We start from the raw sequence: 18,362 nt of genomic DNA, 5'->3' as shown, positions 1-18,362 counted from the left end.
TTTAATATAAATTTTAGTGAATCAGCCAAAAGTTAAATACTCTCTTTCAAATTGGGATCTTGTAACAGTTAACCCAAATTATAAAACGTGGGATTGGAAGGATCTTTTTTGCTTTTGGGGTGTAAATGTTCAAAGTATCATAGGATTTTCTTTAATTGCTTCATTATACACGATTTATAGTTTGAACACTTTTGTAGTTTTTTTTGGAACTATACTTGGTTCAATATTAGTTTATTTTTTCTCAAATTTAATTGGAAAACCATCTCAAAAATATGGACTACCTTTTTCTGTTTTATTAAGGTCTTCTTTAGGGTTTAAAGGAGCAGAACTCTTTGGATTGATTAGAAGTATAGTTGGTATTTTTATGTTTGGAGTTCAAACATATTTTTTATCTAAAATAATTGGATATCTAATTAGAATTGTAATTTTCTCAGTGGATAACACCCTTTTAGATCAAGAAATATTTTTAATTTTCTTACTTGGTCTAAATATTGTTGATTGGGCCTCATTTATAATTGTAATTATTTTTCAAACTTTAATGTTTAGTGTAGGTGCTCAATTTAATAAGAAATTAGTCAATTACTCTGCAATTATTGTTTATGCTGGGATATTACTTTTTTTCTTTACCGTATTGTTAAGTGATGTGAAAATGACAGCTAATGCGTTTATAAATATTTTAGATTTTAATAATTTCTTTAATTCAAATAATATAGCTCCAATTCTAACTGTTGCAGGTACAATATTTGCATATTTTTCAATTATTATAATTAGTTTTGGAGATTTTTCACGACATGTAAAAAGTGAGGATGATTTAAAAAAAGGTAATTTAAGTTTAATTTTAAATTTAATAATATTTTCTTTTTTTACAGTTTTTATAGTTATTGGTTCTGACGCTTTTTTAAATCAAAAATTCGAAGATTTAGATAGAATATTTACCAATCCAACCGATATAATTGGCAAGTTTAACAACTTACAAATAACAATAATTGCACTATTATTTATTGTTGTTGCCTCAGCCTCAACTAATTTGATTGCTAATTATATACCATCTCAGTATTCGCTTATTAATTTTTTTCCAAAAAAATTAACATTAAGAAGTGCTAGTTATACTATTTCAGCAATTGGTTTTTTAATTGGAATTTTATGGTTAACAGTCTTAAGTCAAATCGGAATTTTATCATTTGTGGATACACTAGGTTCTTTTTTTGGACCTATAATTGGTTTGATGATAGCTGACTATTATTTAATCAAAGAAAAAACTATAAACAATAAAGATATTTATTTAGCAGATGCTGAAAGTGTTTATTACTTTTCTAATGGATGGCATATAAAAGCTGTATACTCTTTAGTTATTGGTTTTATTTTTTCATCGTCAACAATTTGGAATATTAATTTAATGTTTTTACAATCTTATGCTTGGATAATAGGTGCATTAGTAACGTTAATAACTTATTATCTTTTAGCTAAAAAATAATTTTAATGAATAAATTTGATTTTAAAAATAAAACAGCTGTAATTACTGGTGGTGGCCAAGGTTTTGGTTTGGATATTGCAAAAAGATTTTTAGACTCTGGGGCAAAAGTAATTATATGGGATATAGATGAAGAATTACTCAAATTAGCAACTAGTGAGGTTAATAATCCAAACCTAAGTTATAACGTAATTGATGTTTCAAATTATTCACAAATTGAAAACACCGTTACTGAAATAACATCAATAAATAAAATAGATATTTTAATCAATAATGCTGGAATTACAGGTCCTACAGCACCTTTGTGGGAATATGACGTTGAAATGTGGAATAAAATTGTACAGATTAACTTAGTGGGAACGTTCAATTGTTGCCGAGCAATTGTACCAGGTATGATTGAAAATAATTATGGAAGAATAGTAAATGTAGCCTCTGTTGCAGGAAAAGATGGAAATGCTAACGCAAGTGCTTATAGCTCAGGTAAAGCTGGAGCTATTGGACTTACAAAATCGCTTGGTAAAGAATTGGCTGATAAAAATATAGCAGTTAACGCAGTAACTCCTGCTGGTGCAAAAACTAGAATTCTAGATCAAATGAGTAAAGAACATGTTCAAAGAATGCTTTCCAAAGTTCCAAGAGGCAGATTTTTAGAAATACATGAATTCACATCATTAGTCTGCTGGCTTTCCTCTGCAGAAAATTCATTTTCAACAGCAGCAGTATTTGATATTAGTGGTGGTAGATCTACATACTAATTAAGTTATGCAATTTACTGTAAAAATATTAATTTTATTGTTTATTTTATCCAGCTCAAGCTACGCAGATAAAGTAAATGTTTTTGAATTCACAGATACAGAGCTCTCAAATTTAGAAGTAAGAAAAGTTAGGGGTGCTGATAATAAAACAGAGTATTCAGTTGGTTCAAATGATAATGGAAATTATTTAAAAGCAGTTGCAGATAATGCTGCATCAGGACTTGGAAAGAAAGTTGTAATTAATCTAAACAAAACGCCTATAATAAACATAACTTGGAAAATAGAAAAAAGCTTAGATGGCATTAAAGAAAATACAAAAAAAGGGCATGATTTTGCTGCCAGAGTTTTTGCTATAAAAAAAACTGGAGCAACTCCATTATCAAATAGAGCTATAAATTATGTATTTTCAAGTAATAATGATGTTGGCTTTAATTCTCCAAGTCCATATACAAAAAAATCAATTGATTATGTTTTAACTTCAACAAAAGAAAATTTAAACGAGTGGATTACTGTTAAAGCAAATGTGAAAGAAGATTTTAAAAAATTTCACAATCTAGACGTAGATGAATTGGACGGTTTAGCTATTATGTCAGATACTGATAATTCAAAATTAAAAAGTATAGCTTATTATCAAAATATTTATTTTTCTGCTGATTAATTAAATTTTAACCATTTTTTTAAACCCATACTCAAGAAAGATAATAGAACTGCAACAATAACATCCGCAGTAGGGGCTGCATTGGGAAATCCAAAATTCCAAACTATTACACCAATAAGCCAAATGATATAAATTTTCATTAATTATTTATATCTTAGTTTGTATTAAAATATTAATTTTTTTGATAGAATTTTAAAATGCATGAAAATTTTTATCACAATGTAAAAGTTTATTATGAAGATACAGATGCTGGTGGAGTAGTCTATTATGCTAACTATTTAAAGTATTTAGAAAGAGCTAGAACAGAAGCTTTATTAACTATTGGTTTAAGTAATCTTCAAATAAAAGATAAGTTTGGAGCACTTATAATCGTCAAATCATGTAATATAGAATATAAAAAATCAGCATATTTAGAAGATAAATTGACCATTAGATCTTTTATTAAATCAGTCACCAAAACTTCTTTTTTCATGAATCAGATTATAACAAAAGGAAATGATATAATTGCTGAATCGCAAATTCATTTAGTTTTTGTCAATAACAAAGGTAAACCAGTTAAGGTTCCACAAATAATATTTGATAATTTTAAACCCTATTTTTGTGACACCATTAAAATTAATAATTAATGGCGCATGATTTAGAAAATCCTCGAACTAAAAGATATTCTAAATTAAGATCTTATATTAGAGATATAGAACTCTTTTTCAAAAAAGGATTTTTATTTTTATTTATTTTAATAAATTTTGTTTTTCATAGTAAAAAAAAAATTTTATCAACATTGAAAATTATAATGAAAAAGATAATAGATTTATAAATTACTTTTTTTATAGTTTGAAAAGTGAATATAATTTTTCTTATGATCTGTCTTTTTCAGTTTTAAACTTTATAAAAAAAATAGGAATTATTAATTTCTTATTACACTCAACACCAAATTTTTTCTTAAAAAATGAAAATAAAATTAAATTTAATCTTAATAAAACTAATCCAAGTCAAAATGAATTAAATTTTAACACAAATTATTTTAGAAAAGATAATAATGAATGTTTAGTTTTACCATACTATATATATCCTAGGCTCTATAATAAAGGTTATTCAAAATTAAATTTTTTTAATAAAAATAAAAAAACAATAAAAATTTTATTCTCTGGATCAACTAATGAGGAAGTGTATGGAAAATTTAAATGGGTAGATGAGAATGGGATTAGTTTATTGAATAGAGTTGAGATAATTAATTTTGTAATTAAGAATTATAAAGATAAAATTTTTCTTTTAAAATCATATGAAGATTTAAAGAGGATTAATTTTTTAAAAACCCCAATTGTATTATCTATTAATGACAAACTTATTAAGAAATCTAAAACAAATTTAACAAATAATCAGCATTTTGAAATCATTTCTAAAAGTCAGTTTTTATTAACAGCACCTGGTGCTGACATGCCTCTTTGTCATCATTTAATTGAAGGAATTAAAATGCGAGCAATACCAATTTCAAATTATACAAATTTACATAAACCAATTATACCTGTCGATGATTGTCTCTGTTTTTCTGATTTTGATACTTTAAAGGCCTCCATTGATAGAGCGTTAATTATGTCTGATGATGAAATTAATTCTAAACAAAAAAATTTAGAAAAATTTTATGATCAGGTATTATCTCCATCTTCATTTCTTGAGTCTTTTAAAAGGAGAGGAAATAACGAAATTTTAGCATGCAATGATGTTGAGTCTTTAAATTGGTTGAATTGATAATTTTACTTTGCAATATAAATTTTTTTAACTTTTAGAAATAAACTAACAATCATTTTTTCAGAAATTAATTTTGTATTAACATTCCTAGGACTTGGATGATAACATGCTGTTAATGTTATATTTCCTGGAAGAGAATATGTTTTTCCATGAATAAATTTTATTTTTTTTTTTAAATTATAGTTTTTTTTATAAAATTTTACACAGCTATCAAAAGCAACTTTACCTAAAGCAATAATTGCTTTTAAATTTTTTAAATTTGAAATTTCAAAATCAAAATATTTTGAACAATTATTTAATTCTTGACTATTTGGCTTGTCTCCTGGCGGAACACATTTGAGTATATTTGTGATATATGTAGAGTTTAATTTTAAACCATCATTTAAACTTATTGAATGAGGTTGATTTGAAATTTTAGCTTTATGCAAACACTTGAATAAAAAGTCTCCAGATTTATCACCTGTAAAAGCTCTGCCTGTTCTAGTTCCTCCATGTGCAGCGGGCGCTAGACCTAATATCAAAAGTTTTGCATTAGTGTGTCCAAATCCACTCACTGGTTTTCCCCAATAAGTTTCTTTGATATTTTGTTTTCTTTTTTCAGAAGAAATTTGTTTTATAAATTTTACTAATCTTGGACATTTTTTACATTTAGTAATTGTTTTTTTAAGATTTTTAAATTTAATACTCATTAATGAAATTTATAAATTTTTTATTAATAATATTTATAACTATTAATTCTCCAGTTAAAGCAGATTTAAATCAGAATTTGATTAATGAACTTAAACAGGGAGGAAAATTAATTTTTATTAGACACGCTTATGCTCCTGGAGGAGGAGATCCAAAAAATTTTGATATTAATGATTGTAAAACACAAAGAAATTTAAGTAATTCTGGTCGAAATCAAGCCAAAAAAATTGGATCTTTCTTTAAAGATAACAATATTTTGATTGATGAAGTTTATTCAAGTGAATGGTGTAGATGCAAAGAAACAGCGTCACTAGCTTTTAATGACTTTGAAATAAAGAGTTTTTTAAATTCTTTTTTTAGTTCTCAATTTGCTAAAAATAAAGCTCCACAAATGGAAAAACTCAAAATGTTTATTAGTAATTGGAATGAAGATAAAAATTTAGTTTTCGTTACACATTATGTGGTTATTTCAGAAAGTTTAAATTATGCGCCATCCTCTGGCGAGATAATAATTTCAAACAAAGATTTTAAAGTTATTGATACAATTGAAATAGAGTACTAGTATTATTTATTATGTCTTCCAAAAAAGCTATGAAACAAGCTCAAAAACAAGCTTATGCTAAACATCGTAGCAGTATTACGAATAGTAGATTTGATATTAAGAATAAAAATTCTTCAAAAAAAAACAAAAAGAAAAATTAACTTTCTTTTTCAAATCTTTCCATTTTCTTACATTTGGACATTGGGGAAACACCTTCTTCATTATTGATAACAGTTTTTATCATAATATTTGGACTATCTATTTCAAATAATAACTGGGTATAAAACTGAGGGTAACCAATTTTATCTGTTAAAATTTTATTATCCTCTTGGTATATAAATCTTGATAAAGTATTTTCTTTTTTAACAGTCAAGTCAGTAATCCTATATTTTTTAAAAGTTTTCAAATTATAAACAAAATTTCTTGTCATTAATGATTTTTCTAAATCTAAAATATATTCATTTTTTAAAAAACCATCTTTACTATTATCACATGAGCTAAGTATAATAATTTCTGCTTTTAAATTACTTAAAGTAAAAAAAATAAAAAGAATTGTTAAAAAAAATTTTATAGAATTATTTTTTTTCATTTTTTTCTGTAAAAAATAATCCAATTAGCAATAGTGCTGTCCAACTTATACCTAATAGCGCTTTAGGACTAGTATTGGCACTCCAGATATCTAAGACCAAAGCTCCAAAAACTAACCCAATAATATAAATTATAATTACAATTGTTGATTTACTCATTTTTTAAATTCTTTTTAAAAAGGGATATTCCATTATTAATTTTATATTCATAAGACTCGTTAAAACTATTTAGCTGCCAGCCACTAAGTCTTTTTCTTATCTCTTCTAAATTATTTGATTTCCAATCACCAGTAGTCTCTTCAAGTTTCCAAGTCTTTTTCTCTTCATTATTTCGTCCGCAGCCATAACAGTATCCTGTGGTTGGATCAGTTTTACAGATGCTAATACATGGTGAAATTATCATATTTTTAAAATTAATATAAATTACAACAGATAAATAGTTATTTTTTCTTTAATTGTCATTGGACAAATAGTTTCAATAATATATAAAACCTCATAATTTGTGGGGCGATGGCGGAATTGGTAGACGCGTTGGTCTTAGGAACCAATATTTTCGGATGTGAAGGTTCGAGTCCTTTTCGCCCTACCATTAAAATATTATGAAAGTTACTGTAGAAAATATAAAAGGCTTAAATAAAGATCTTAAAGTCTTAATCGATAAAGAGACTATGAACTCTTATATGGATGAAAAATATGAAGAGATTAAAGGAACAGTAAATCTTAAAGGGTTTAGACCAGGGAAGGTTCCTAAAGAAGTCTTAAAAAGACAATTTGGTAAAGCTGTGTTTGGTGAGGTTTTAGATAAAGTTTTAAAAGAAACTTCTACAAAAGCACTAGAAGAAAATAAAATTAAACCTGCAGGACAACCAAAATTAGATTTAAAAACTTACGGTGAAGATAAAGAATTAGAATATGTTTTGTCTGTAACAGAACTTCCAAAAGTAGATGTTAAATCTATTGAAAGTATTAAATTTGATCAATATTCAGTAAAAATAGATAATAGTGAGACAGATAAAAGAATTAAAGAAATAGCAAAAAATCAGCCTAGTTTTAAAGAAGCAAGTCCAGAAACAAAAGCAAAAGATGGTGATTTAGTTGTATTGGATTATCAAGCTACAGTAGATGATAAAGAATTTAAAGGTAGTGAAGGTAAAAACACTCAATTAACACTTGGAAAAGATTTATTTTTAAAAGGATTTGATAAACAATTAGTCGGTGTGAAAAAAGATGATGAAAAAATTGTAGACGCGGTTTTACCTGAAAACTTTCCTGAAAAAGAGCTAGTTAATAAAGCCGCTAAATTTAAATGTAAAATTTTAAATGTAAAAATCCCTGAAGACGTAAAAATTGATGATAATTTTGCAAAAAATTTAGGTGCTAAAGACTTAAACGATCTTAAAACATTAATTTCAAAACAGATAAACGATGAATATAAAAATTCATTAGATCAGTTATCAAAAAATCAAATATTAAAAGAAATAGATAAAATTAAAGTTGACGAAATTCCTGAAAATTTAATTGAAGAAGAAGTTAAAATTCTTTCACAAGGTATGGACGAAGCAGAAGCTAAAAAAAATAAAGCTAAATTTACAGAGACTGCAAAAACAAGAATTAAAACAGGATTAATATTAAATGAGTTTGGTGAGCAAAATAAAATTCAAGTATCTGAACAAGAAATTCAAGCTGAGGTTCAAAAACAATTACGAATGATGCCAGGGCAAGAAAAAATGGTAATGGATTTTTATCAAAATAATCCTTCAGCTGTTGCTAGTTTAAGAGGAACTGTTTACGAAGAAAAGATTTTAAATTTAATTAAAGAAAAAGCTAAGCCAAATAAAAATGAAATATCTAAAGACGAAGCTGAAAAAATATTAAAAGAAGCCCATAAGCATGACCACGACCACGATCATGAAGAAGAAAAAAAAGTAAAAGCAAAACCTTCTAAAGAAAAAAAATCACCTACAAAAGCTTCAAAATCAAAGCCAGCAACAAAAAAAGTTAGCAAAAAGTAATCTCAAGTTGTATAAGTTAAGACGAATCAACTTATGACAACAAATATTCCAGAGCACATGAACACTTTAGTTCCAATGGTTGTTGAACAATCTAATAAAGGTGAAAGAGCTTATGATATTTACTCTAGACTTTTAAAAGAAAGAATAATTTTTTTAACAGGTCAAATTAATGACAATGTAGCATCATTAGTTACTGCTCAATTATTATTTTTAGAGGCGGAAGATCCTAAAAAGGAAATTTATTTATACATCAACAGTCCTGGTGGGCTTGTTACAGCTGGCCTTGGGATTTATGACACTATGCAATATGTTAAACCAGACATTTCAACTTTGTGTATTGGTCAGGCTGCTTCAATGGGTTCATTTTTACTTGCGGCTGGTACAAAAGGAAAAAGATTTTCGCTTCCAAATTCAAGAGTAATGGTTCATCAGCCATCTGCAGGCTTTCAAGGTCAAGTAACTGATATTGAAATACATGCAAATGAAGTTTCGTCATTAAAAAATAGACTGAATGAAATTTATTCTAAACATACAGGGAAATCTGTAGATGAAGTTAAATCTGCTTTAGAGAGAGACAACTTTATGAGTGCAGAAGTTGCTAAAGACTTTGGCCTAATAGACGAAGTAGTAGAAAAAAGATCTTAAACCCCAATATATTGAATTTGATATAATCCAAACTTGATTAGTAGGAGTCTTCTATAATAAAGTAACTTAATTGATTCGTTTAAAAAAATATTATGACAACAAGTAATAAAAATATTCTTTACTGTTCTTTTTGCGGAAAGAGCCAACACGAGGTTAGAAAATTAATTGCTGGTCCTACAGTATTCATCTGTGATGAGTGTGTTGAATTATGTATGGATATCATCAAAGAAGAAAGTAAAGATACTTTTGTAAAACACCAAGATGGTCTTCCTTCTCCTAAAGAAATTTGCGCCGTATTAGATGATTATGTAATTGGCCAACCTCATGCAAAGAAAGTTTTATCTGTTGCTGTTCATAATCATTACAAAAGATTAAATTATGAAAGCAAAACTAGTAAAAATGTTGAGCTCGCAAAATCTAATATATTATTAGTTGGACCAACTGGATGTGGTAAGACCTTGTTAGCTCAAACTTTAGCAAGAATTTTAGATGTTCCGTTTACAATGGCTGATGCCACTACTTTAACAGAAGCTGGTTATGTCGGCGAAGATGTTGAAAATATAATTTTAAAACTATTGCAAGCTTCAGACTACAATGTTGAAAAAGCTCAAAGAGGAATTGTCTATATTGATGAAGTAGATAAAATCAGTAGAAAATCAGAAAACCCATCTATTACTCGTGATGTATCTGGTGAAGGAGTTCAGCAAGCTTTATTGAAAATTATGGAGGGAACTGTTGCAAGTGTTCCACCTCAAGGAGGAAGGAAACATCCTCAACAAGAATTTTTACAAGTAGATACTACCAATATACTATTTATTTGTGGAGGAGCTTTTGCAGGTCTTGATAAGATTATTTCTCAAAGAGATAAAGGAACCTCAATAGGCTTTGGTGCTGATGTTAAAAATACACAAGATAAGAAAACTGGTGAGTGGATGAAAACGCTTGAGCCAGAAGACCTATTGAAATTTGGTTTAATTCCAGAATTTATTGGAAGACTACCTATGATAGCAACTCTTGAAGATTTAGATGAGAAGTCATTAATCAAAATTTTACAAGAGCCAAAGAATTCACTTACAAAACAATATCAAGAACTGTTTAAACTTGATGGAGCAAAATTAACTTTTAAAGAAAACGCATTAAAAGAAATTGCACAAAAAGCAATTAAAAAGAAAACAGGTGCAAGAGGTTTAAGATCAATTCTAGAAAATATTTTGTTAAAAACTATGTACGATTTGCCAAGCCAAGATAACATCGAAGAAGTTATAGTTGACGCAGGAGCAGCTAAAGGACAATCTCAACCCATATTAGTTCATGCTAAAGCTGATAGTAAATCTAAGTCTAATAAGCCATCAGCGGCTTAATATCCTTAATAACTAACAAAAACCTGTTGCAATATAAAATATAATATCCATATTATTGTTATGGACGTTAAAATCACACTACCGTTATTACCTCTGAGAGACATTGTTGTATTTCCTAGTATGGTAATCCCTCTATTTGTTGGAAGAGATAAGTCTATTTCAGCTTTAAATGAGGTGATGAAGAAAGATAAAAAAATAATTTTAGTTACACAAAAGAACTCTGAAATTGATGATCCTAAAAAAACAGACATATTTATGTATGGTTGTGAGGGAAGTATTCTTCAACTTTTAAAACTACCTGATGGAACAGTTAAGGTATTAGTTGAAGGTATTAAAAGAGTTAAAATATTAGATTTTAAAGATAATGATAAATATATAACTTGTGATTATGCTCATTATAATGATGTTGTTACAAAAGATGAAGATTTATATCCACTAGCAGCAACAGCTTTAAGACGATTAGAAAAATTAACCTCTATTAATAAAAAAGTTTCGAGCGAAACTATTAATACGATTAAGCAACTTAAAGACCCCTCTCAAATTGCAGACAACATTGCATCTCACATCAATGCAACTATTTCAGAAAAACAGCAAATTTTCGAAATGGTAGATGTTAAGAAAAGATTAAATGCCATTATTAAAATAATGGAAAATGAAACTAGTATCATTGGGGTTGAAAAGAGAATTAGAGGAAGAGTTAAAACTCAAATGGAGAAAACACAGAGAGAATACTATTTAAATGAACAGTTAAAAGCTATTCAAAAAGAATTAGGTGAAATTGAAGACGGTAAAGATGAAACTACTAGTCTTAATAAAGCTATCACAAAAGCTAAAATGCCTAAAGAAGTCGAAAAGAAATGTCTTCAGGAGTTAAAAAAATTAAAAAACATGAGCCCAATGTCAGCAGAGGCTACAGTTGTTAGAAACTATCTAGATTGGATGACCGAGCTTCCATGGCATAAGAAAAGTGAAGTTGATATTGATTTAACAAAAGCTTTAAATATTTTAGATAAAGATCATTTTGGGCTAGAAAAAGTTAAAGAAAGAATAATAGAATTTCTTGCTGTTCAAAAAAGAATGGAAAAAATTAAAGGACCAATTTTATGTTTAGTTGGACCTCCAGGAGTGGGCAAGACATCATTAGGAAAATCTATTGCAAAAGCTACTAACAGAGAATTTGTTAGAATGTCAGTTGGTGGTATGAGAGATGAAGCTGAGATTAGAGGTCATAGAAGAACATATATCGGATCATTACCTGGAAAAATTATTCAAATGATGAAAAAAGCTGGAACTAAAAATCCACTAATTTTATTAGATGAAATAGATAAAATTGGAAATGATTATCGAGGAGACCCATCATCTGCTTTATTAGAAGCCTTAGATCCTGAACAGAATACTACATTTAACGATCATTATTTAGAAGTCGATTATGATTTATCAGATGTAATGTTTGTAACTACCGCAAATACATTAAATATTCTTCCACCACTATTAGATAGAATGGAAGTGATAAGACTTGCTGGATACACCGAGGATGAAAAGATTAGTATTGCTAACAAATACCTTCTACCAAAACAAATTAATGATAATGGTGTGAAAGATAAAGAAATGAAATTAGAAGATGATATCATTAAAGAAGTTATCAGAGGTTATACTAAAGAATTTGGAGTTAGAAACTTAGAGAGAGAAATTTCAAAACTTGCAAGAAAAGTAGTTAAGAAAATAGTTGCTGGTGAAGAAAAAGAAGTAAATATAAATAATAAAAATTTATCTGATTTTTTAGGTATCGCTAAATTTAAATTCGGTGAACTAGAAGCAGAAAATAGAGTTGGAATTGTAACTGGACTTGCTTGGACTGAGTATGGTGGAGAAATTTTAAAAATAGAAACAGTGACAATGCCAGGTAAAGGTAGAATGCAAATTACTGGAAAACTTGGAGATGTCATGCAAGAATCTGTTAAAGCAGCCAAATCCTTTGTAAGATCTAAATGTTTGGAATATGGAATTATACCTCCATTGTTTGAAAAAAAAGATTTTCATATTCATGTACCTGAAGGTGCTACACCTAAAGATGGACCATCTGCAGGAATTGGAATGGTAACATCGATTGTTTCATCAATCACTGGAATTCCAGTTAGAAGAGATGTTGCAATGACAGGTGAAGTTACTTTAACTGGACAAGTTTTACCAATCGGTGGATTAAAAGAAAAACTTTTAGCAGCTCACAGAGCAGGAATTAAAGAAGTATTAATACCTAAAGAAAATGAAAAAGATTTGGTAGATATGCCAAAGAAGATTATTGATGATATTAAAATCACACCAGTTGAATATGCTGACCAGGTTTTAAAAGTTGCTTTGACAAAAGAACTTAAAAGAACTGAGTGGGTTGAGGTCGATATATCTAAAAAAGACGACAAATCTCAAGCTAGTATTCAATAATAATTAATTTACTTTATTTAACTGTTGATGTAATAAGTAGCCTTATTTTGAGGGTGGTTAGCTCAGTTGGTAGAGCATCTCGTTTACACCCTGTTAGGTTTAAAAAACCAAATCTTCATTAACACAAGTATTCACAACATTTTTAGACTATCAACAGTGTAGTAGTAAATCAAGCCAGCCGTGCAATAGCCGTGTAAAAAGTTGGTCTAGGCACAAATAGACTCATGGTTCAGGATTTGGTAGTCTTGGATAATGAAAATTTATGGAAACAATCAAGATAAAATTAAGAAGATCGTACAAAAAGAAAATGATCTTGAAGATAAAAAATATAAAAAAGAAGAAGAAATAAAAGGAAAAATAGGATTTATAATTTTTGCAATAATAATAACAGTGGTTGTAATGATAAATAGATACGACCTTCTTTTTGGATGATAAAAAAACTTCTATCGATCATGGTTCTGGGTTTGTTGTTAAGTGGGAATGCTTATGCATCATGTTATGAGGCAACAATAATGAAACCATCTCCGTTCATGGGTAACAATGGTGAAGTATTTACTCTTGATGACGGTACTTATTGGGAAGTTGGAGTCGAATATGAATTCTTATTTGAATTTTTTCCTAAAGTCCTAGTATGTCCGAATGAGGGATTTATTGCTGTAGAAGGAAAAAAATTAAGTGTGAAAAAACTTAAATGAAAAAACTATTTTTATCAATTTTGGTCTTTTGTTCTTTGTTAGGAGGGAATACTTATGCAAAAATTATCGAATTTGCAAAATGTGCATATGAACGTGACGATTATAAATTTAGGACAGATCTATATGAAAAAAGAAGTTATCTGATTGATTTAAGCAAAAAAAAAGTAGAGTATGTTGCTGTATTAACAGACTCTTATTTTAAAAAACTTGTTAAGAAGAATCCTGATTCTGGTCAACCTAAATATATTATTAGAGAAGATAAAATTCATTCTTATAATGAATACATTGTTATCACTTTAATAGGAGCTAATGATAGTATTTCTGTTGAAAAAATTTTTGATTTAGAATCAAAAAAAATACAACTTTCATATATATACAAAGATCCAAAAAGAAATAACGAAGTAAGTTTATTGCAGTGTCAATAACTAAAAAATAATGAATAAGACTCATTTATTTTCTAACACTTTTATGGAAGAGGAAATGAAAATTATTGAAGAAATAAAAATTCTGACCAAAATTAATCCAGAAGAAATTCCATTAATTAAAATGCATAATGATACCTTAGAATATGAGGGTAGAATTAGAATATTTAAAGAAAAACCAAGTGAAGAAATAAAAAGTATCTTTAATGAGGATAAGTATATAGCTTTTCACTCTCTCATGAGCACTGTGAACTATTCAAATGGTCATAGCTATAAAGGTAGTTGGATAAATGGTCATGTGCATGGAAAAGGAGAATATATAGATCCAAAAGAATTCAATTATGATGGTTCATGGAGAAATGGATTAATGGATGGCTGGGGTGAAATAGAACATTTTGATGATGGCTTAAAATACAAAGGACAATTTAAAAAAAATTTAAAACATGGATTGGGTACCATCTTTCATGATAATAAAATAATACGTGGTTATTTTGAAAATGATGAACTAATTAAAAAAATTTCTGATTATGAGGTTTCAGACGAAGATAGGGAATATACATATTATTGAAAATGAATAAGCTTTTACATTCTAAAACAGGAAAGTTATTAAGTAGTTTATTAAAGAAAAAGTTAAAAAATATTCGTAATATCAAACCAATATTGACTTTTCCTGATGGCTGTAAGTATTCTGGAATGACTAGAAAAGATCCAAAAAATAAAAAAAAATTAATTGCAGAAGGTTTAGGTTATGCAATTTGGCCTGATGGTCAATATTACGAAGGACAGTATAAAAAAGGATTATTTCATGGTTGGGGCAAGTATACATCGCCTGGTTCACATATTTTATCTGGAATTTGGAAAAATAATTTTCTCACTGAAGGTGAAATGCGTTGGAGTGATGGACGTCACTATTTTGGTAAATTCAAAAAAAGCAAATATCACGGCAAAGGAAGCATGAATTATTCAGGCAATATTTTATATGTAGGTAATTGGAAAGATAACTTAGCTGATGGAAAAGGTAAACTCACAGTCTTAAAAAGCAATGAGCATGATAAAAAAGGAACAATTCTTATAGGAAAATTTAAAAAAGGAACACAACAAGGAAAGTTTGAAAAAATTTTACCAAATGGAAGTATTATGGATTGTATATTTGTAAATGGTGTATGCACAAAAGCAAAATGGAAAAATGATAAGAAATGGACATTCTTTAAATAAAAAATCTTGATATCAATAGCCACGCCTCAGTCTTCTTTAATACTGTATGGTACATAGGGAATTTTGCAAAGAATAATTAAATTTGGATTAACACATTTAACAAATTGTTTAGAAATATTTTAGTTTAAATTTAATAGGATAAGTTCTGTATTCATCCTCACAAGCTTCTACAAACCATTCATATTCTATTTGCTGTTTCATTTTAACTTGAAGTTTTAAATCTAAAAAATGACTGTAAGTATCGCCAAATTCAAGGACATAACGTTGATCTGCACATCGCTCAAAAACAATAGGTGTAATTGCATCTAGATCCTCTTTATAAAGAGAGTTCTTTAAGTTAAATGATATGGGTTTCTTGTTAGCTTGTTTTTCACAATCTTCAAAAAGCCATTCATATGGTTGGCTTTGATCAATTTTAGTTTTAATTGAAAGAGAAAGATAATCTTCTAGTTGATTACCAAAATATGCAACAAATGAGTCATCTGCACAAGACTCGAGCATGGTTCTTCGATCTGTACTTTCAGCATAACTAAGGTTAGTTACCAAAATAGACACAAATGTTAAAAAATAGAATTTTTTAAGCATAATTTATATTAGCAAAACTTTGTGTTATAAATTTGATAGATGAGCAAAGGTACAGCAGAATTTTATTATAATGTGACTAATTAGATGAAAAAGATAGATCATGCATATCAAAACTTTGATGCTGATAAATTTCTAAATTCACTTAAAGAATTTGAGTCTAAAAATCTTCTTAATTTTGTTACAGACCATATAATTCCATCAATTAAAAATTATAACGAAGCTAATGATGAAAATGGTTTTTTTGAACAATATGTAAAGGACCTTGTATCAACTGGTGAATTTTTTGAAAAATTAAAAAAAAGTTTTGAAATTGTATTTAAATTTGAAAATCGTTTAAAAGAAGGTGTTTGGAATACCGCTTATGTTTTGCTTTTTAAAAAACAAAAAATTTGCTTGTTATTAAATTTTGAAACTGTTCATAGTCTTGCTGATACAGAAATTATCTTTCTGCTAGATAAATTTAACTATAGTGAAAAAGAAAAATTAAGTTTTGATCATATAAAGAAAAAACTTTACCAAAATTTAAAAGATATTTGGACTGAGGTTTATAAAAAAAAATCATGGGAAGATATTTATAAAACATTTATCTCTACAGAATTTAATCATGTTAGATCATTAAAATTTAATAAAAAGTATTACAAGGAAGCTCATCCTGAAGCTTTAGAGCTAGAACATGTAGAAATTAATTAAGTGATGGCTGATAATTTTAACAGAAATCCCAAAGGCAGTAATCAGTGGAAATTAAGATCGAATGAAGAAATCCAAAAAATAATCGATAAACATCGAACATGGACAAAAAAAGATTTTAGAGGAGAAGGAAAACTAAATCCTAATAAGAATAATGCTTTATTAACTAGAAAAGAAACAGATCGACCTGGTCTTAAATTTTATCAGGCAGGAAAAAGAATTAATTTAGGAAAAATATTTAAACACTCTACTCAGCAAAGTATTCAAGAATTTAAATCTAAAAAAATTGATTTGGAAACTCTACGCAATAGAGCGTCTACCAAACAAATAAGAGACAAAATGAGCAAGGAAGAAAAATCTGCTTATGATAAAAAAATCTATGCAAATCTTACAAATGAACAGATAGAAGAAAAAAAATTAAGACAAAAAAAGTATTATAATAATCTTAATAACTAGCCACGCCTCAGGCTTCTTGAATAGTATTATTCTAAACAATTAAAAATTTTTATCTGTCATTGCCCGCTCTTGATGAGAGGGTAAGATTAAATGGCCAGCCGTGCACCAGCCGTGCATGAAAATTATGCAGCTTAAATAACCAGCCGTGCAATAGCCGTGCAAAATGTTCACAAATGTACACAAATCGACCTCTAATCTTTATTGCTTTCTAAAAATTTCTGTTGTAAACACTCGCTGTATTAAGGTTTGGGTGGTTAGCTCAGTTGGTAGAGCATCTCGTTTACACCGAGGGGGTCAAAGGTTCGAGTCCTTTACTACCCACCAAAATAACTAAAGTGGGGGTGTAGCTCAGTTGGTTAGAGCGATCGCCTGTCACGCGATAGGTCGAGGGTTCGAGTCCCTTCACTCCCGCCACTTTCTTCCCAATTTTTGTGTTAATATCAATTAAAATGTGACGTATGAGCCCTTCAACAAAAGGGAAAAACTGGTATATAGATTTCCATGTTATCTGAATTTTTAAAAGATTACTTACCAATTATTATTTTTTTAATTATAGCATTAGGCCTTAGTTGTGCTTTTGTAGTAGTAAACTTTATACTTTCACCAAAAAAACCAGATCCTGAAAAGTTATCAGCTTATGAATGTGGATTTGAACCATTCGAGGACTCTAGAATGGAATTTGATGTTAGGTTTTATTTAGTAGCAATTTTATTTATTATTTTTGATTTAGAAATTGCATTTTTATTTCCTTGGGCAATTTCTCTTGGTAATATCGGTATATTAGGATTTTCTTCAATGATGATTTTTTTATTCATACTTACTATTGGTTTTATTTATGAGTGGAAAAAAGGTGCGCTAGATTGGGAATAAAAAATTATCACAATGAATAATAAGATAGACCAAGTACCAGAAGAGTTTAAACAACTTGCTAAAGATTTTAGTGAGAATGGATTTATTACAACTTCATTAGACAATTTAATCAACTGGTCTAGATCAGGATCTTTACACTGGATGACTTTTGGGCTTGCATGTTGTGCGGTTGAAATGATGCAAACTGCGATGCCAAGATATGATTTAGAAAGATTTGGTGCTGCACCTAGAGGATCACCAAGACAATCTGATGTAATGATTGTAGCGGGCACTCTTACAAATAAAATGGCTCCTGCTTTGAGAAAAGTTTATGATCAAATGCCTGAGCCAAGATATGTAATATCTATGGGTAGTTGTGCAAATGGAGGAGGCTACTATCATTATTCATATTCAGTAGTTAGAGGATGTGATCGAATTGTACCAGTAGACGTTTATGTCCCCGGATGTCCACCTTCAGCAGAAGCTTTATTGTATGGGATATTACAATTGCAGAAAAAAATTAGAAACAAAGGTTCGTTTATTAGGTAAAT

At 28.5% G+C, this 18,362-nt stretch carries 26 protein-coding genes and 3 tRNA genes; 23 read left to right on the top strand and 6 right to left on the bottom strand.

Going from position 1 to position 18,362, the window contains the following annotated elements; all coding sequences use genetic code 11:
• Positions 1-16 precede the first annotated feature (16 nt).
• The 3 genes from ACIJYF_RS04215 to ACIJYF_RS04205 are packed head-to-tail and all read left to right on the top strand — an operon-like array spanning position 17 to position 2,884.
• Positions 17-1,474 (top strand): cytosine permease, encoded by a 1,458-nt coding sequence (locus ACIJYF_RS04215; RefSeq protein ID WP_435115374.1) that lies wholly within the window; start codon positions 17-19, stop codon positions 1,472-1,474.
• A gap of 5 nt (positions 1,475-1,479) precedes the next feature.
• Positions 1,480-2,226, top strand: coding sequence for an SDR family NAD(P)-dependent oxidoreductase (locus ACIJYF_RS04210; RefSeq protein ID WP_435115372.1), 747 nt, complete (start codon positions 1,480-1,482; stop codon positions 2,224-2,226).
• A gap of 7 nt (positions 2,227-2,233) precedes the next feature.
• The gene (locus ACIJYF_RS04205; protein WP_435115370.1) at positions 2,234-2,884 is read left to right on the top strand and encodes a DUF3047 domain-containing protein; all 651 of its coding nucleotides are present in this window, start codon (positions 2,234-2,236) and stop codon (positions 2,882-2,884) included.
• Here the strand turns inward: ACIJYF_RS04205 and ACIJYF_RS04200 are convergent.
• Positions 2,881-3,024 carry a hypothetical protein gene (locus ACIJYF_RS04200; protein ID WP_435115368.1) on the bottom strand — a complete coding sequence of 48 codons (144 nt, stop codon included), beginning with the start codon at positions 3,022-3,024 and terminating at the stop codon, positions 2,881-2,883. The genes ACIJYF_RS04205 and ACIJYF_RS04200 overlap by 4 nt on opposite strands.
• Before the next feature lie 57 nt (positions 3,025-3,081).
• On the opposite strand from ACIJYF_RS04200, the gene ACIJYF_RS04195 reads away from it, so the two are divergent.
• Together ACIJYF_RS04195 and ACIJYF_RS04190 are read left to right on the top strand one after the other, a co-directional pair.
• A complete protein-coding gene (locus tag ACIJYF_RS04195; protein ID WP_435115366.1) occupies positions 3,082-3,510 on the top strand; it encodes a YbgC/FadM family acyl-CoA thioesterase in 429 nt (142 codons plus the stop codon).
• A gap of 205 nt (positions 3,511-3,715) precedes the next feature.
• A complete protein-coding gene (locus ACIJYF_RS04190; protein WP_435115363.1) occupies positions 3,716-4,630 on the top strand; it encodes a hypothetical protein in 915 nt (304 codons plus the stop codon).
• Between the two features lie 5 nt (positions 4,631-4,635).
• Here the strand turns inward: ACIJYF_RS04190 and ACIJYF_RS04185 are convergent, their stop codons facing one another.
• Positions 4,636-5,319: a uracil-DNA glycosylase gene (locus ACIJYF_RS04185; RefSeq protein WP_435115361.1), complete on the bottom strand. Its 684-nt coding sequence runs from the start codon at positions 5,317-5,319 to the stop codon at positions 4,636-4,638.
• A gap of 2 nt (positions 5,320-5,321) precedes the next feature.
• On the opposite strand from ACIJYF_RS04185, the gene ACIJYF_RS04180 reads away from it, so the two are divergent.
• Positions 5,322-5,879, top strand: a complete 558-nt coding sequence (locus tag ACIJYF_RS04180; protein ID WP_435115359.1) for a histidine phosphatase family protein — start codon at positions 5,322-5,324, stop codon at positions 5,877-5,879.
• 11 nt (positions 5,880-5,890) lie between these two features.
• A complete protein-coding gene (locus tag ACIJYF_RS04175; protein ID WP_435115357.1) occupies positions 5,891-6,019 on the top strand; it encodes a hypothetical protein in 129 nt (42 codons plus the stop codon).
• On the opposite strand, the gene ACIJYF_RS04170 is transcribed toward ACIJYF_RS04175, so the two are convergent.
• Genes ACIJYF_RS04170 through ACIJYF_RS04160 form a run of 3 tightly spaced genes read right to left on the bottom strand, consistent with a single transcriptional unit; the run spans position 6,016 to position 6,848 of the window.
• The gene (locus ACIJYF_RS04170; RefSeq protein WP_435115355.1) at positions 6,016-6,447 is read right to left on the bottom strand and encodes a hypothetical protein; all 432 of its coding nucleotides are present in this window, start codon (positions 6,445-6,447) and stop codon (positions 6,016-6,018) included. The genes ACIJYF_RS04175 and ACIJYF_RS04170 overlap by 4 nt on opposite strands.
• A complete protein-coding gene (locus ACIJYF_RS04165) occupies positions 6,434-6,604 on the bottom strand; it encodes a hypothetical protein (RefSeq protein ID WP_435115353.1) in 171 nt (56 codons plus the stop codon). The genes ACIJYF_RS04170 and ACIJYF_RS04165 overlap by 14 nt, the downstream gene beginning before the upstream one ends.
• Complete coding sequence (locus ACIJYF_RS04160; protein ID WP_435115351.1) at positions 6,597-6,848, bottom strand: DUF1289 domain-containing protein; 252 nt, start codon at positions 6,846-6,848, stop codon at positions 6,597-6,599. The genes ACIJYF_RS04165 and ACIJYF_RS04160 overlap by 8 nt, the downstream gene beginning before the upstream one ends.
• A gap of 101 nt (positions 6,849-6,949) precedes the next feature.
• On the opposite strand from ACIJYF_RS04160, the gene ACIJYF_RS04155 reads away from it, so the two are divergent.
• The 10 genes from ACIJYF_RS04155 (at position 6,950) to ACIJYF_RS04110 (ending at position 15,234) form a co-directional block, all read left to right on the top strand.
• Positions 6,950-7,034, top strand: a tRNA-Leu gene (locus tag ACIJYF_RS04155).
• 10 nt (positions 7,035-7,044) lie between these two features.
• Positions 7,045-8,457, top strand: coding sequence for a trigger factor (tig, locus tag ACIJYF_RS04150; RefSeq protein WP_435115349.1), 1,413 nt, complete (start codon positions 7,045-7,047; stop codon positions 8,455-8,457).
• Positions 8,458-8,490: 33 nt separating this feature from the next.
• On the top strand, positions 8,491-9,102 hold the full coding sequence (gene clpP, locus ACIJYF_RS04145; protein WP_435115346.1) for an ATP-dependent Clp endopeptidase proteolytic subunit ClpP: 612 nt from the start codon (positions 8,491-8,493) through the stop codon (positions 9,100-9,102).
• Positions 9,103-9,194: 92 nt separating this feature from the next.
• Positions 9,195-10,463 carry an ATP-dependent Clp protease ATP-binding subunit ClpX gene (gene clpX / locus ACIJYF_RS04140; protein ID WP_435115344.1) on the top strand — a complete coding sequence of 423 codons (1,269 nt, stop codon included), beginning with the start codon at positions 9,195-9,197 and terminating at the stop codon, positions 10,461-10,463.
• Between the two features lie 60 nt (positions 10,464-10,523).
• The gene (gene lon / locus ACIJYF_RS04135) at positions 10,524-12,902 is read left to right on the top strand and encodes an endopeptidase La (RefSeq protein WP_435115342.1); all 2,379 of its coding nucleotides are present in this window, start codon (positions 10,524-10,526) and stop codon (positions 12,900-12,902) included.
• Positions 12,903-13,154: 252 nt separating this feature from the next.
• A complete protein-coding gene (locus ACIJYF_RS04130) occupies positions 13,155-13,334 on the top strand; it encodes a hypothetical protein (protein ID WP_435115340.1) in 180 nt (59 codons plus the stop codon).
• 20 nt (positions 13,335-13,354) lie between these two features.
• Positions 13,355-13,597, top strand: a complete 243-nt coding sequence (locus tag ACIJYF_RS04125) for a hypothetical protein (protein WP_435115338.1) — start codon at positions 13,355-13,357, stop codon at positions 13,595-13,597.
• Entirely contained in the window at positions 13,594-14,022 is a 429-nt protein-coding gene (locus tag ACIJYF_RS04120; RefSeq protein WP_435115337.1) for a hypothetical protein, read from the top strand. The genes ACIJYF_RS04125 and ACIJYF_RS04120 overlap by 4 nt, the downstream gene beginning before the upstream one ends.
• Before the next feature lie 10 nt (positions 14,023-14,032).
• A complete protein-coding gene (locus tag ACIJYF_RS04115) occupies positions 14,033-14,587 on the top strand; it encodes a hypothetical protein (RefSeq protein WP_435115334.1) in 555 nt (184 codons plus the stop codon).
• Positions 14,588-14,589: 2 nt separating this feature from the next.
• Positions 14,590-15,234, top strand: a complete 645-nt coding sequence (locus tag ACIJYF_RS04110) for a hypothetical protein (RefSeq protein ID WP_435115332.1) — start codon at positions 14,590-14,592, stop codon at positions 15,232-15,234.
• A gap of 108 nt (positions 15,235-15,342) precedes the next feature.
• Here the strand turns inward: ACIJYF_RS04110 and ACIJYF_RS04105 are convergent, their stop codons facing one another.
• Complete coding sequence (locus ACIJYF_RS04105) at positions 15,343-15,819, bottom strand: hypothetical protein (RefSeq protein ID WP_435115330.1); 477 nt, start codon at positions 15,817-15,819, stop codon at positions 15,343-15,345.
• An 84-nt stretch (positions 15,820-15,903) separates the two neighbouring features.
• On the opposite strand from ACIJYF_RS04105, the gene ACIJYF_RS04100 reads away from it, so the two are divergent.
• From ACIJYF_RS04100 to ACIJYF_RS04075, 6 genes are all read left to right on the top strand, one after another.
• A complete protein-coding gene (locus ACIJYF_RS04100; protein ID WP_435115329.1) occupies positions 15,904-16,509 on the top strand; it encodes a hypothetical protein in 606 nt (201 codons plus the stop codon).
• Positions 16,510-16,512: 3 nt separating this feature from the next.
• Positions 16,513-16,962 carry a hypothetical protein gene (locus ACIJYF_RS04095; protein WP_435115327.1) on the top strand — a complete coding sequence of 150 codons (450 nt, stop codon included), beginning with the start codon at positions 16,513-16,515 and terminating at the stop codon, positions 16,960-16,962.
• 248 nt (positions 16,963-17,210) lie between these two features.
• Positions 17,211-17,286, top strand: a tRNA-Val gene (locus ACIJYF_RS04090).
• 13 nt (positions 17,287-17,299) lie between these two features.
• Positions 17,300-17,376 (top strand) — tRNA-Asp (locus ACIJYF_RS04085).
• 87 nt (positions 17,377-17,463) lie between these two features.
• Positions 17,464-17,832: an NADH-quinone oxidoreductase subunit A gene (locus ACIJYF_RS04080; protein WP_435115325.1), complete on the top strand. Its 369-nt coding sequence runs from the start codon at positions 17,464-17,466 to the stop codon at positions 17,830-17,832.
• Between the two features lie 12 nt (positions 17,833-17,844).
• Positions 17,845-18,360 (top strand): NuoB/complex I 20 kDa subunit family protein, encoded by a 516-nt coding sequence (locus tag ACIJYF_RS04075; RefSeq protein ID WP_435087343.1) that lies wholly within the window; start codon positions 17,845-17,847, stop codon positions 18,358-18,360.
• Positions 18,361-18,362: the final 2 nt, after the last annotated feature.

The organism is Candidatus Pelagibacter bacterium nBUS_49 (assembly GCF_051200925.1).
Classification (GTDB): Bacteria; Pseudomonadota; Alphaproteobacteria; order Pelagibacterales; family Pelagibacteraceae; genus Pelagibacter.
This window is presented reverse-complemented; position numbering and strand designations above follow the sequence as displayed.